13 protein-coding genes are annotated in these 14,731 nt (G+C 33.9%); 6 read left to right on the forward strand and 7 right to left on the reverse strand.

Going from position 1 to position 14,731, the window contains the following annotated elements:
- Window positions 1-87 precede the first annotated feature (87 nt).
- Window positions 88-3,528, forward strand: a complete 3,441-nt coding sequence (locus HYN56_RS12770) for a methylmalonyl-CoA mutase family protein (protein ID WP_109192527.1) — start codon at window positions 88-90, stop codon at window positions 3,526-3,528.
- Window positions 3,529-4,034: 506 nt separating this feature from the next.
- Here HYN56_RS12770 and HYN56_RS12775 read toward each other — a convergent pair.
- A complete protein-coding gene (locus HYN56_RS12775) occupies window positions 4,035-4,349 on the reverse strand; it encodes a hypothetical protein (protein ID WP_109192528.1) in 315 nt (104 codons plus the stop codon).
- Between the two features lie 208 nt (window positions 4,350-4,557).
- On the opposite strand from HYN56_RS12775, the gene HYN56_RS12780 reads away from it, so the two are divergent.
- The gene (locus HYN56_RS12780; RefSeq protein ID WP_109192529.1) at window positions 4,558-4,971 is read left to right on the forward strand and encodes a helix-turn-helix domain-containing protein; all 414 of its coding nucleotides are present in this window, start codon (window positions 4,558-4,560) and stop codon (window positions 4,969-4,971) included.
- Window positions 4,972-5,038: 67 nt separating this feature from the next.
- Complete coding sequence (locus HYN56_RS12785) at window positions 5,039-5,656, forward strand: hypothetical protein (protein WP_109192530.1); 618 nt, start codon at window positions 5,039-5,041, stop codon at window positions 5,654-5,656.
- A 419-nt stretch (window positions 5,657-6,075) separates the two neighbouring features.
- Here HYN56_RS12785 and HYN56_RS12795 read toward each other — a convergent pair whose 3' ends face one another.
- The 4 genes from HYN56_RS12795 to HYN56_RS12810 all read right to left on the reverse strand — a co-directional run bounded on the left by HYN56_RS12795 (window position 6,076) and on the right by HYN56_RS12810 (window position 9,096).
- On the reverse strand, window positions 6,076-6,462 hold the full coding sequence (locus HYN56_RS12795; protein ID WP_109192532.1) for a secretion protein: 387 nt from the start codon (window positions 6,460-6,462) through the stop codon (window positions 6,076-6,078).
- A gap of 388 nt (window positions 6,463-6,850) precedes the next feature.
- Window positions 6,851-7,252 (reverse strand): T9SS type A sorting domain-containing protein, encoded by a 402-nt coding sequence (locus HYN56_RS12800; RefSeq protein ID WP_109192533.1) that lies wholly within the window; start codon window positions 7,250-7,252, stop codon window positions 6,851-6,853.
- Between the two features lie 504 nt (window positions 7,253-7,756).
- On the reverse strand, window positions 7,757-8,158 hold the full coding sequence (locus HYN56_RS12805) for a T9SS type A sorting domain-containing protein (RefSeq protein ID WP_109192534.1): 402 nt from the start codon (window positions 8,156-8,158) through the stop codon (window positions 7,757-7,759).
- A 572-nt stretch (window positions 8,159-8,730) separates the two neighbouring features.
- A complete protein-coding gene (locus tag HYN56_RS12810; protein ID WP_109192535.1) occupies window positions 8,731-9,096 on the reverse strand; it encodes a DUF3244 domain-containing protein in 366 nt (121 codons plus the stop codon).
- Window positions 9,097-9,545: 449 nt separating this feature from the next.
- On the opposite strand from HYN56_RS12810, the gene HYN56_RS12815 reads away from it, so the two are divergent.
- The 3 genes from HYN56_RS12815 to HYN56_RS12825 all read left to right on the forward strand — a co-directional run bounded on the left by HYN56_RS12815 (window position 9,546) and on the right by HYN56_RS12825 (window position 12,166).
- On the forward strand, window positions 9,546-10,418 hold the full coding sequence (locus tag HYN56_RS12815; protein WP_091491483.1) for an AraC family transcriptional regulator: 873 nt from the start codon (window positions 9,546-9,548) through the stop codon (window positions 10,416-10,418).
- Between the two features lie 265 nt (window positions 10,419-10,683).
- Window positions 10,684-11,553, forward strand: coding sequence for an alpha/beta hydrolase (locus HYN56_RS12820; protein ID WP_109192536.1), 870 nt, complete (start codon window positions 10,684-10,686; stop codon window positions 11,551-11,553).
- 91 nt (window positions 11,554-11,644) lie between these two features.
- Window positions 11,645-12,166 carry a hypothetical protein gene (locus HYN56_RS12825; protein ID WP_109192537.1) on the forward strand — a complete coding sequence of 174 codons (522 nt, stop codon included), beginning with the start codon at window positions 11,645-11,647 and terminating at the stop codon, window positions 12,164-12,166.
- A 71-nt stretch (window positions 12,167-12,237) separates the two neighbouring features.
- Here the strand turns inward: HYN56_RS12825 and HYN56_RS12830 are convergent, their stop codons facing one another.
- Window positions 12,238-13,209 (reverse strand): TerC family protein, encoded by a 972-nt coding sequence (locus HYN56_RS12830; RefSeq protein ID WP_109192538.1) that lies wholly within the window; start codon window positions 13,207-13,209, stop codon window positions 12,238-12,240.
- A 400-nt stretch (window positions 13,210-13,609) separates the two neighbouring features.
- A complete protein-coding gene (locus HYN56_RS12835) occupies window positions 13,610-14,626 on the reverse strand; it encodes a glutamine synthetase beta-grasp domain-containing protein (RefSeq protein WP_012024410.1) in 1,017 nt (338 codons plus the stop codon).
- Window positions 14,627-14,731: the final 105 nt, after the last annotated feature.

Here is a 14,731-nt window from a genome sequence, read left to right on the forward strand (position 1 = left end):
TTTATTTTTGTTAAGATAAGCTTAGAGTAAGGATCGAATATTAAAATATTTTGTAAATTGCCTCCATAAAATTATCATATTCATAAAATGGAACAACAAATACCATATATTCCTAAAAATAAAGTAAGAATTGTCACTGCAGCTTCACTTTTCGACGGACATGATGCCGCCATCAATATTATGCGCCGTATTATCCAGTCAACAGGAGTTGAGGTTATTCATCTTGGTCACGACAGAAGTGTTGAAGAAGTGGTCAATACCGCCATTCAGGAAGATGCCAATGCTATTGCGATGACTTCTTATCAGGGCGGTCATAATGAATACTTTAAATATATGTATGATTTGCTTCACGAAAAAGGAGCGGGACATATTAAAATCTTCGGAGGTGGAGGTGGTGTAATTCTGCCAAGCGAAATCGAAGAATTGCACGAATATGGTATTACAAGAATTTATTCTCCGGATGATGGCCGTTCTCTTGGTTTACAAGGAATGATTAATGATTTGGTGCAACGTGCCGATTTTCCTATCGGAGATAAATTAAACGGAGAAATCGATCATATCGAAAATAAAATTCCTACCGCAATTGCGCGTTTGATTTCGGCAGCAGAAAATTTCCCTGAAATTGCAAAACCTGTTTTTGATAAAATCCACGAAAGCAATTCCGATTCTAAAATTCCGGTTTTAGGAATTACAGGAACGGGTGGAGCAGGAAAATCATCTTTGGTGGATGAATTGGTTCGTCGTTTTTTAATTGATTTCCCGGAAAAAACAATCGGATTAATTTCTGTCGATCCTTCGAAAAGAAAAACGGGAGGAGCGCTTTTAGGAGACAGAATCCGAATGAATGCTATTAATAATCCTCGTGTGTATATGCGTTCGCTGGCAACACGTCAGTCGAATTTGGCTTTGTCTAAATATGTAGCCGAAGCGATTCAGGTTTTAAAAGCAGCAAAATACGATTTGATTATTCTGGAAACTTCAGGAATTGGTCAGTCTGATACGGAGATTATGGATCATTCTGATGTATCCTTATATGTAATGACACCAGAATTTGGAGCGGCAACACAATTGGAAAAAATTGACATGCTTGATTTTGCCGATTTAGTAGCTTTAAATAAATTCGATAAACGCGGCGCTTTAGACGCGTTACGTGATGTAAAAAAACAATATCAAAGAAACCATAATCTTTGGGATAAAAGTCCAGACGAAATGCCAGTTTTTGGAACAATTGCTTCGCAGTTTAACGATCCGGGAATGAACACGCTTTACAAAGCGATTATGGATAAAGTAGTTGAAAAAACGGCTTCAGATTTGAAATCGACTTTTGAAATCACAAAAGAAATGAGCGAGAAAATCTTCGTGATTCCGCCACACAGAACGCGTTATTTATCTGAAATTGCAGAGAATAACAGATCTTATGATGAAATAGCACTTTCACAACAAAAGGTAGCTCAGAAATTATACGGAATTTTCAAAACTATCGAATCGGTTTCTGGAAAAGTGCCTCAAATCAATAAAGCTGGAATTGACGATTCAACTGTTTTACCAAGTGGAATTCAAGAGCACGACGAAAACAGAATCTTTTTAAATCTTTTACTGAATCAGTTTGATAAAGTAAAAATGGATTTAGATCCGTACAATTGGGAAATTATTCTGAATTGGGATGAAAAAGTAGCGAAATACAAAAATCCGGTTTACTCGTTTAAAGTTCGTGATAAAGAAATCAAGATTGCAACGCATTCTGAAAGCCTATCACATTTACAGATTCCGAAAATTGCTTTACCAAAATATGAAGGTTGGGGCGATATCTTGCGTTGGAATTTACAGGAAAATGTTCCGGGAGAATTTCCTTTTGCTTCAGGACTGTATCCTTTTAAACGTGAAGGCGAAGATCCGTCAAGAATGTTTGCAGGCGAGGGCGGACCAGAAAGAACTAACAAACGTTTTCATTATGTAAGTGCGGGAATGCCTGCAAAACGTCTTTCAACAGCTTTTGACAGTGTAACTTTATATGGAAACGATCCAGATTTACGTCCGGATATTTACGGAAAAATCGGAAATGCGGGAGTTTCAATCTGCTGTTTAGATGATGCCAAAAAACTATATTCAGGTTTCGATTTGGTTCATGCCTTGACTTCGGTAAGTATGACCATTAATGGGCCTGCGCCAATGTTGTTAGGTTTCTTTATGAATGCGGCAATCGATCAGCAATGTGAGATTTACATCAAAGCAAATGATTTAGAAAAAGAAGTTGAAGCGAAAATCAACAAATTATACAAAGAAAAAGGAATCGAAAGACCAAGATACCAAGGCGATTTGCCAGACGGAAACAACGGTTTAGGATTAATGCTTTTAGGAGTTACAGGCGATGAGGTTTTACCTTTAATAGTTTATAATGAAATAAAAGCCAAAACATTATCGCAAGTTCGTGGAACGGTTCAGGCTGATATTTTAAAAGAAGATCAGGCGCAGAATACTTGTATTTTCTCAACCGAATTTGCGTTGCGTTTAATGGGCGACGTTCAGGAATATTTTATTGCTAAAAACGTTCGTAATTTCTATTCGGTTTCGATTTCAGGATATCATATTGCCGAGGCGGGCGCAAACCCAATTACACAATTGGCCTTTACGCTTTCAAATGGTTTCACTTACGTGGAATATTATTTGAGCCGCGGAATGAACATCAACGATTTTGGTCCAAATTTATCGTTCTTCTTCTCAAACGGAGTAGATCCGGAATATTCAGTAATTGGTCGTGTGGCGCGTAAAATTTGGGCAAAAGCCATGAAAAACAAATATGGAGCCAACGAAAGAGCACAAATGCTGAAATATCATATTCAGACTTCTGGGCGTTCGTTACACGCGCAGGAAATTGATTTCAATGATATCAGAACGACATTACAAGCTTTGTATGCGATTTATGACAACTGTAATTCATTGCACACCAATGCTTACGACGAAGCGATTACAACGCCAACAGAAGAATCAGTGCGTAGAGCAATGGCCATTCAGCTGATTATTAATAAAGAATTAGGATTAGCCAAAAACGAAAATCCAATTCAAGGTTCCTTCATTATCGAAGAATTAACTGATTTGGTAGAAGCTGCGGTTCTTCAAGAATTCGACAGAATTACAGAAAGAGGAGGAGTTTTAGGTGCAATGGAAACGATGTACCAGCGTTCTAAAATTCAGGAAGAAAGTTTGTATTACGAAACCTTAAAACACAACGGTGATTTCCCAATTGTGGGTGTAAATACTTTTCTAAGTTCAAAAGGTTCGCCAACGGTAATTCCGGCTGAGGTTATTCGTGCCACAGAAGAAGAAAAACAATATCAAATTACGATGTTGGATAACTTGCATAATTTCCACGAAGCAAAAGTAAACGAGCATTTAAATACGTTACAGCAAGCCGCTATTAAAAACGAAAACTTATTCGACCATTTAATGGAAGCTACAAAGGTTTGTTCTTTAGGGCAGATTACTTCGGCTTTGTTTGAGGTTGGTGGGCAGTATAGAAGGAATATGTAAAGTGATACATTTTTGAATGTCCTAAATTATCGGACGTTTAATCAATATGGAAGCCTCTCGGAAATGAGAGGTTTTTTCATATAATATGTCTTTCAGTTTAAGGACCTTCTAAAAAGGCCAAAGGCCTAAAAGCATTTTAGCATTGGGCAAAGCCCAATGTCTATCACAGGTTTTGATAAGAAAGCCCTGAAAGGGCGTAAGCCATTACATAACGAGTATAGCTATCGCCCTTTCAGGGCTTCGAGTTGCATTGAGTTTTATGTAATAGGGGAGCGGGGTGTTCTCTAATAGGGCGTTGCCCTATTTTGGAGCTGGTAGCCTTTCAGGCTTTTTTATGCGAGATTTTTTAGCACTAGACCTTTCGTTCGCTCGTGCTAGGAAATAACAAAAATTCTATTATCAAATATAGCCCGTGGTTTCAACCACGGGTACACAATCCAGATAGGACAATATCACGTTCCCGTGGTTGAAACCACGGGCTATGTGTATACCGTTTGGAAAAAAAATCACTCAAAAATCTCCCCAACATAACCCAAAAACTCCATTTCATCCATAGGAAACAAATGCAAAACCGTTTCTAAAATAAGAGAAACATTAATAGCAGAACTATTATCTTTCTTAGAAAAGTTATGCATGTCATTGTCAAGGGCGAGAATACATAATTTTAATAAATCGGTAATAAGACAGCCGAGTTCTAAATAATTGACCACTTTAAATTGTGCAGTATAAGAATTGCCTTCATTGGTTGGTTGTAGCGTTGTAAAATACTGGGTGGTTAATTTTTGCAATTTTTTTAAAGTTTCGGTTTCGTTGGCTTTCATGATAATGTGTTTCTAGTTAGTATTTTGTTTTTTACTTCACAATTTGGCTTTTATAAAATTATTATACGAAAAATTGTACTTTTGTTTGGTTGGACGAAGAAAGAAATAGAATTTCACTGTACCAAATCATTTTTATCTGTATCGTACGGCAAAAAAATCTGTTTTTTACATTTTACGAATTTTGACACTTTATTATTATCTTTGAATTATGAGCACACTAACAAAACCAAATCATATTGGGCGAAAAATAAGCCGTATTCGCGAACTTCGTGATATGAAACAGGAAGCTTTGGCACAGGCTTTAGGAACAAACCAGCAGGCGATTTCGGCTATGGAAAACAGCGAAACTATTGATGATGAAAAATTGGTTGAGGTGGCAAAAGCACTTGGTGTAACGGTTGAAGCGATTAAGAATTTTTCAGACGAAGCGGCAATTAATTATTTCAATAGTTTTAATGAAGCGGTTCATAATAGTCATTTTGGAAATAATAATCATTGTACTTTCAATCCATTGGATAAATTAATGGAAACTGTGGAAGAAAATAAAAAGCTTTACGAGCGTTTGCTTCAGTCGGAAAAAGATAAAATCGAATATTTGGAAAAATTGCTAAAGGAAAAATAGTAGTTTTACAGAAATATAAAGCATCCACTACGGATGCTTTTCTCATTTAAAGAAAAACAGCTAACGGTTGAAAATAGTATTAGAAAATAAAGGAATAAAAACAGATCTTTTTTATATACCACCTTTTACTTTGTATGAAGGGGAAATAATTGTTTTGTATTTGCACAACGGAAAACATTTATACGATACGGAGATTTTTCTCAGAGATATTTTTTGTGGCAAGATTAAACATGAAAATGTGACTTTGTATAGAAAAATGACTTTTGTTGAGGACTTTAAAAGATCTTACTTTAGGGATACTTTTTTTCCTTTAACAGTAAAAAGATACCTTAAGAAAAACGCAAATCGTAAGAGTCCATTGTATAAAAAAATATTTGAAGATAAGTGGAAATGGATAACGCCCGAAACAAAATTAGAGAAAATTCCAGGAACGCCTAAAAAGCTTTTAACTTTATATGCAGCTCTTTCAAAAACGAAAGATATTGTATTTGACCTGGGAGCTTTGGATGATGAAGGTTATGAGTATTCTTTTAAAGCAATAGAAGGAATTTTAAAACAAGATGGAGGTTCGGCAATTTTACCGCATTGCTTTGATAATATGGAAGAATGTGCACCTAAAATTATAACTTTAGAATGGAATACAGGTCATCCTCCACCGGAAAATGAATTTCATTTTAATTTTTAAATGTAAAAGTAGTTAATCCACGAATGAGACGCTTGAGTCAGCAAAATGAAACAAGTATAATATGTCTTTCAATTTAAGAATCTTCCAAAAGGCCAAAGGCCTAAAAGCATTTTAGCATTGGGCTTTGCCCAATGTCTGTAATAAGCCTCAATAGGAAAGCCCTGAAAGGGCGTAAGCAATTAGATAACGAGAATGGCTATCACCCTTTCAGGGCTTCGAGTTGTGATGGGTTTTGTGTACTAGGGTGTTTGGGGTGTTCTCTAATAGGGCGTTGCCCTATTTTGGAGCTGTTAGCCTTTCAGGCTTTTTTTATGAGGGCTTTTAAGAATCTAAACCTCTTAATAAATTTTATAAAAAAAAAAGCAGTTCTCCTGGTAAAAGAACTGCTTTTTGACTTTTTCTTTGGGGACAAAAAAGGCTTAGCGACGGAAAGATGGACTGTGGTTAACAGTTTCTTCTAACTTCACTGCCTTTACTTTTTTTGCAGCAACTTTAATTTCGTGTTTCGAAACTTTGTCGTTTGCTTTTACTTCCAGAACATAAGTTCCGGCAGGAAAACTTTCTAAACTAATCGTTTTAGAAACTTCCAACTTGTTTGCTGCAGACTCTCCAGCATAAAGTAAATTGTGATTCTCATCATAGATAGAGAAAGATGAATTCTCAACAGTGTCTAAAGTAAAGCTCATTACTTTTCCGTTTCCTGTTTTAATGTTTAGAATAAAATCACCTTTTCCATCAATGGCATAGGTAAAAACAGTCGCTAAAAAAAAGGCAGCAACTAAACCGGCTTTGGTAAATTTTGTCATGTTTTTTTTAAATGTTAATTACTAAATGTGGAACGAGCAAAACTACAAATAGAAATTCAATTTTTAGCAATAAAAAGCCGTTTTCAAACACTTAAGTTGCTGAATTTTAAACTTTTTTGAGTTTTGTTTGAACTATGTACGTAAATACTGGGCTCGCGGTTTTTTGCTTTTTGATATTTTTTTAAAGTTTTTTTGAGCTTTAAAACGCAATCGTTTGAATTAGTAAGAATATATTTTCAGGACATTATTTTGTGTGAAAAATACATTTTATATAAAACAAAAAAAAAACAGCTCCATAACCAACAATGAGCTGTTTTCTTTTCTTCAAACAATAAAATATTTTAATCTTTTAACCTTATTTTATACCTTTTATATGGAGTATAAAATTTTAACGTGCAGCCACGCTTGAATTTTTAGCAAAACCTGCTTTGTAAACAGAAGAAATTGCAGTTCTTGATAATGAAGCATTATCATCGATTGTGATTTCGTATTTTGCTTTTTTAATATTGTCTTCAATCTCTAAGAAATAAGTTCCTTCCGGAAATTCTTCCAGGCTGAAAGTTCTCAAGATTCCTTCTTTGCCAGTAGCACTTTCAGAATAAATAAGAGTTCCTTCTTTGTCATAAATGGCTAAGTTCGCTTTCTGTGTTTTGTTAAGTGCGAAAGTGATCAGTTTTCCATTAGCTTTCAATACATGAAGATTAAATTCTCCATTTCCATCAATTGCGTAAGTGCTAATTCCTGTGAAAAGCAACGCCGCCGCTAAACTCAATTTTGCAATCTTTTTCATGGTACTTAGTTTTTAAATTAATAGTTCTAATTCTCTGATGCTAAATTACTTATGATATACATGAAAAAGCGCAACTGTATTTTCCGATTTCTATGCTATATTCTCATTTACGAAACCGTTATAGGTTAAAACTTGAATTATTTTTAACGTTTTTGTTAATTCAGTTATTATTTTTTAATGTTTTGCTTGATTTTGAATTTACTTTGGGTTAAGAATTTATTTACATATAAGATTGTGTAGTTTAACCGCAAAGTACGCTAAGATTTACGCAAAGCACACTAAGAATTATTATGGCAGAGGTTTAAAAAAAAAACGAAAAAGTTCGCAAAGCTTTGAGAAAAAAACTTTGCGAACTTTGCGTAAATCTTAGCGTCTTTGCGGTTAAAAATAAAAAAAAAACAGCTCAGTAACCACAAAGAGCTGTTTTTAAAACTTTTGAAAGTTTTTTAACTTACTAACTATCTAACCTCACTTTTTATACTGTATGAGAGTATAAAAACTTTTTTAGCGTACTGCTACGCTAGTATTTTTAAAATCTGATTTGTAAACAGAAGAAACTGCTTTTTGAGATAAAACAGTAACGGTGTCTGTTACAGCGATTTCATATTTTGCTTTTTTTGTATTGTCTTCAATTTCTAAAAAGTAAATTCCTTCCGGGAATTCTTCTAAACTGAAAGTTCTTAAGATTCCTTCTTTGCCTGAAGCAGTTTCAGAATAAATAAGAGATCCGTCTTTATCATATATAGATAAGTAGGCTTTTTGAGTCTGATTAAGACCAAAACTGATTAATTTTCCATTAGATTTGATAACATGAAGATTAAAATCTTCCGCTCCATCAATTGCGTAAGTGCTTATTCCAGAAAAAAGCAACGCAGCTACTAAACTCATTTTTGCAATCTTTTTCATAATACTTAGTTTTTAAATTAATTAGTTCTAATTCTCTGATGCTAAATTACTTCTGTTGTAAGTAAAAAAACGCAACTATATTTTCCTATTTATATGCTATATTTTCATTTACGAAACCGTTATATGTTAAAATTTGAGTTATTTTTTATCGTTTTGGCTAATTCGGTTATTATTTTTCAACGTTTTTCTTGATTTTTACTTCACATTGAATTAAAGATTTGTTTGCAAATTGTAGGAAATTTTTAAGTTGCTGGGATTCTAAGATGCTAAGGTTCTAAGTTTTTTAATTGTATTGTGTGTTTATACCGCAAAGATGCGCAAAGAAAAAAACGCAGAGATTCGCAAAGCTTAAAATAACTTTGCGAATCTCTGCGAAAAAACTTTGTGAATCTTTGTGTAATAAACTCTAATAAACTTTAGAGCAAAAAAAAACGGCTCAGTAACCACAAAGAGCCGTTTTTAAAACTTTTGAAAGTTTTTAACTTACTAACTATCTAACCTCACTTTTTATACTGTATTAGAGTATAAAATTTTAAGTGCCGTGAAGAATTGCACTTAACCTTACTATTTTCTTAGTAAAGAGAAGTAGTTCCTTTTGAAGACAAAATAGAACTTTTCGCATTTACAGTAATATCGTATTTTACTTTTTTGTAATTATCAGCAACTTCTAAAATATATTTTCCTTCTGGAAATTCTTCTAAACTGAAAGTTCTTAAAATTCCTTCTTTACCGGAAGCATTTTCAGAATAAAGAACGTTACCATTAGTATCATATATACTGATAACTGCTTTTTGTAATTGATTAATTCCAAAAGCAATTACCTTGCCATTTCCTTTTAATACATGAAGATTTAATGCTTCATTTCCATCAATTGCATAAGTACTCATTCCTGTTAGAAGTACTGCACATACTAAACTTAATTTAATAATCTTTTTCATATTCTGTAGTATTTAAATTCTTAGTTCATTTCTCTGAGGCAAAGTTATGGTAGCAGTTGTGTTATTTTAACATCTATATTTTCCAATTTATGTGCTGTATTCTCATTTACGAAACCGTTATAGGTTAAAATTTGATTTAAATCTTATGTTTTTGTTAATTTGATTGTTTTTCTTCAAAGTTTTGTAATAATTGAATACTTCTTAAAATTTCCGTTTTTCTTACAAAATTTACCATATTTATATTTATTCGGGTTTTAAATAAGATTATTGAAAAAAATATAGAGAAAAAAAATGAGACGTGAAAAAAAAGCGGGTTTTGATATGAATTTTTCAGTGTTAAGAACGTTATTTTAATGTAAAATTCGCATTTACGAAACCGTTGTAGGTTAAAAATTAGATTATTTTAGGTGTTTTTGTTAAATTTGCTATTATTTTTTAAAGAAATTATCATGAAGACAATTGCCCCAGCTCTTGAAGTGATAACTAATTCATACGGAAGTTCTTTTACCTATACCAAACACGCCGAAAAGACCAATAGTAAAGCTCATTTATGGCATTATCATCCAGAGATTGAGTTGGTTTATGTAAATGGCGGGGCAGGAAAAAGACAAATAGGAAGCCATGTTTCTTATTATACCAATGGTAGTTTACTTTTAATAGGAGCCAATTTGCCCCATTGCGGATTTACAAATGAAAATACGGGAAATACAAACGAAACCGTAATTCATATTAAACCTGAATTTTTAGGCAACGATTTTTTTATCGCTCCGGAAATGAAAAAGGTTCAGAATATTTTAAAACAAGCTAAAGGCGGAATCGCTTTTGGTGGTGAAACGAAAAAGAGAATAGGAAAGAAAATCGAAATGATGGAAAATGAACCGCCATTTCAAAGATTGCTTACTCTTTTAGGAATTTTGGATGAATTAGATTCTTCTACAGAATCAACAATATTAAATGCTGATGGTTTTTCATTAGAACTGCAGACACAGGATAACGATCGTATGAATGTGGTTTTTAATTTTGTTAAGGATCATTTTCAGGAATCTATTTCGATAGACGAAGTTTCGAGTCTGGTAAGTATGACGACACCTTCTTTTTGTCGTTATTTTAAAAAGATTTCCAACAAAACATTTACGGAGTTTGTAAATGAATACCGTTTGGTGCATGCTTCTAAACTTTTGGCAGAACAGCCAATGAGTATTAACGAAGTTTGCTACGAAAGCGGATTTAATAATTTCAGTCACTTCAGTAAATCGTTTAAACAATATACAGGTAAAAGCGCATCGCAATACCGTCATGAGCATAAGATAATAATAAGTTAATTTTTTTGCCACGACCCGAGCGATAGCAAACAGGCAAAGCAATTACACGAATTAGCACGAATTGAAATTTATAGTTTGTGAATAGAAATTAAATCCAATCGGTCAAAACTGGTTGGATTTTTTTTATGACTTTTATTTAGTTGCGGAAAGTGATTTAAATAAATTAGTGGAAATTAGTGGCATAAAAAAGCAGGTCGGATTTTTGATATATTCTATTCTGAAAAAAAAGTATATTTACAAACCCTAATCAGAAAAATAGATCGAAATGAAGAAATTTAAAATACTGTTGTCTGCATTTTTGCTTTGTCTTACCACCATGACATACGCAGCAAAAGTAGATACTTTACAAATTGCCAGCACCGCTATGGGAAAAACCTATAAAGCAGCGGTAGTTTTACCAAATTCTTATGCTAAAAGCAAAACCGCTTTTCCAGTAATGTACTTACTGCACGGAGCTTACGGGCATTTTAGCGATTGGCTAAAAAATACTCCCAACAAAAAACTGGTTCACAATCTGGCAGATCAATACAATATGATCATTGTAATGCCGGAAGGAGAGACTTTTAGTTTTTATATAGACAGTCCGGTAAACAAGGAAAGTCAGTTTGAGACTTTTATTACCCAGGAAGTAATTCAGAAAGTAGATAAAACGTATAAAACAATTGCCAATAAAAACGGAAGAGTTATTACGGGACTTTCTATGGGCGGACACGGTGCTTTGTACTTGTCGGCCAGACATCCTGATTTGTTTTGTGCAGCCGGAAGTATGAGTGGAGCGGTAGATATGAGTACAATGCTGAACAGAGATTCTTCGGCTCAGGTTGTAAAATTAATGCAGCCGGTTTTTGGAGATAAAAGCGGTAATACAGAATTATACGAGCAAAATTCAGTTTTGAGAATGGCGGATAAAATTAAAGCCAACAAACTTCCTTTGATTATAGATTGTGGTGTAGACGATTTTTTAATTGAGCCAAACAGAGAATTGCACAGAAGGTTGGTTTATAACAGGGTAGATCATGATTATACCGAACGCCCCGGAGCACACACTTGGGATTATTGGGAAAATTCACTTCCGTATCACGTTTTGTTTTTCAATAAAATATTGCTTAAAAATCAGGTAACTGCAAAAAAATAAAGTCTTTTTTACTCTAAAATAAGCTCATTTACTTTTTTTGGTTTAATTTTTGGAATACCTTTATAGTATAATCCTTAAAAAAAATAAAATTATGAAAAAGATACTTACACTATTCGCTGTTGTTGGACTAATAGCGTTTTCGAGTTGTGAAGGGCCAGAAGGGCCTCCGGGAGAGCCAGGACCAGCTGCAGAGGTTTTTCAGGTTAAAGGTGTGAATTTTACTTCAGCAAATGATTATAATCCTATAATTGATTTGAATCCATCGATTTTTTCTTCTGATATGGTATTGGTATATAGACAAGATGGAAATGCTGGAGGGGCTCCCGTTTGGAAAATGGCACCAGAATTATATTATCTTCCTAACGGATCATTAGATTTTGGTTATAACTTTAATTTTACAGTTAATGATGTTAGTATTTATATGGATGGAAATGATTTAGAAAGTGTTTTAAGTGGATTTAGATTGAATCAGACATTTAGAATTGTAATTATTCCAGGATATTTGACAGGTACAGCTAAGTCAGTTAATAAGCCAGATTTCTCAGATTACCATGCGGTAATTGCAAAATATGGTATTGATGATAGTAAAGTAAAAGAAGTAAAAGTTAAATAATTTTGTAACTAACATAAAAAAAAAGGAAATCGCAAGATTTCCTTTTTTTATGAATATATGTTTGAGAATAATTATTCTTCGCTTGACGAATCATTTAAAACTTTTTCTTCTCCAAATTTTAGGGAGACCAAAATTCCAACTAAGAGAGATAAAGCAATAAACCCTAAAGAAGCCCATTCCGGAACGTGGAAGAAATCATGTAAAAGCATTTTTAATCCTACGAAAGCTAAAATAGCCACTAAACTGTATTCTAAATAACTGAATTTTGCCAGCATATTAGCCAGGAAGAAATACATAGAACGCAATCCAAGAATCGCAAAAATATTAGAACTGAATACTAAAAACGGATCTTTGGTAATAGCAAGAATTGCTGGAACGCTGTCTACAGCAAATAAAACGTCCATCACTTCAATTACAATTAAAGCTACAAATAATGGAGTGGCTGCTTTTTTTGCAGTTTTGGTGGAAATGAAAAATTTCTCACCATCCATTTCTGATGTAATCGGCATCACTTTTCCTAATGTTTTGTAAACAAAAGAATCTTTTGGGTGAAAATCTTCTTCCTCTCCGGAAAAAAGCATTTTTATAGCAGTAAATATTAAGAAAGCTCCAAAAAGGTAAGTTGTCCAAGTGAATTTGTTAATCAGCATAACGCCAAAGAAAATCATTAAACCACGAAAAACTATGGCTCCTAATATTCCCCAGAATAGTACACGATGTTGGTATTTCTGCGGAATTTTGAATGAAGCAAAAATGATTGCAATTACAAAAATGTTGTCGACACTTAAAGAAAGTTCAATTAAATAACCTGTTATAAATTTCATTGAAGCCGCCATTGGTTGCAGTTTGTCGGGATTTTCGATATAATCCGTTGTGTACAGCCAATAAATTACTCCTGAGAATAAAAAAGATAAAGTAACCCAAACAAGAGTCCATTTGCTGGCTTCTTTAGTACTAATAATATGTGGTGTTTTGTTGAATACACCAAGATCTAAAGCAAGAATAAAAATTACAGCAAGTAAAAAGAGTGACCAGACTATCATAAATTGTTTTTTTTAAATGATATACAAAGATAAGTTTTGAACTTTAACTTAAAAATTAAATTTAGTTTTAAAGTTAAGTAATGTTTGTTATTTGTAAAATGTTAATTGTTATGAAGTTATGAGGTTTTTTGAAGAAAGTATGGAGTTGTTCTGTTGTTAAGTTTATCAAATTTCACTCTTAATCTTGTCATTCCGAGGAACGAGGAATCACACTCGGGATTCGACAAAGATTGACGACATTCTGTGTAGAGTTTCTAGTGTGATTGCTTCGCCGGTTCGCTATCGCTCGTGCCCTCGTTCCTCAGGAATGACAAACAGTGCGGTTGGGTCGGATTAAAAGGCATAAAAAAAGTGCCAACAAATAATGCCGGCACTTTTAGAATATATTGTAAGCTTTAAATTATAGCGCTGATTTAACAGTTTTGATAATTCTTGCAGCAATTTTGTAAGGGTCTCCGTTTGAAGCTGGTCTTCTGTCTTCCAACCATCCTTTCCATCCTTTTTGAACAGTCATTAAAGGAATTCTGATAGAACATCCTCTGTCTGAAACTCCATAAGAGAAATCGTGGATAGAAGCAGTTTCGTGCTTACCAGTTAAACGTTGGTCGTTGTAAGCTCCGTAAACCGCGATGTGCTCAGCAGTAACAGGACGGAAAGCTTCGCAAATTCTTTCGTAAGTTGCTTGGTCTCCACATGTTCTTAATACTTCGTTAGAGAAGTTAGCGTGCATTCCAGAACCATTCCAGTCAGTATCTCCTAGTGGTTTTGGGTGATATTCAATATAGTAACCATATTTCTCAGTCAAACGATCTAATAAGTAACGAGCAACCCAGATTTCGTCTCCGGCTTTTTTAGCTCCTTTAGCGAATAATTGGAATTCCCATTGTCCACAAGCAACCTCTTGGTTGATTCCTTCAAAGTTGATTCCTGCAGCGATACATAAATCAGCGTGCTCTTCAACTAATTTTCTACCGTGTGTGTTTTTTCCACCTACTGAACAGTAGTACATCCCTTGTGGAGCAGGGTATCCTCCAACTGGGAAACCAAGTGGAAGTTGTGTTTTAGTATCCATGATGAAATACTCTTGCTCAAATCCGAACCAGAAATCATCATTATCATCATCAATTGTGGCTCTACCGTTAGATGGGTGTGGTGTTCCGTCAGCATACATAACTTCAGACATTACTAACCATCCATTAATACGTGTTGGATCTGGATAGATTGCAACAGGAACTAATAAACAGTCAGAAGATCCACCTTCAGCTTGTTTTGTTGACGAACCGTCAAATGACCAATTTCCAAGTTCTTCTAATGTTCCTTTGAAATTTTCGTGCTCTTCAACTTTAGTTTTACTTCTAAGATTTTGAGTTGGTTCATATCCGTCTAACCAAATGTACTCTAACTTAATTTTAGCCATAATAATATAAATTTATTTTTTTTGTTTTTTCGCTGGGTCAAATATAGATTTATTTTTTTAGTCCTAAAAATTAGGGGGCTATTTTGTTTTAGGAAGTACTATTTT

The sequence above is a fragment of the Flavobacterium crocinum genome (assembly GCF_003122385.1).
GTDB classification, from domain to species: domain Bacteria; phylum Bacteroidota; class Bacteroidia; order Flavobacteriales; family Flavobacteriaceae; genus Flavobacterium; species Flavobacterium crocinum.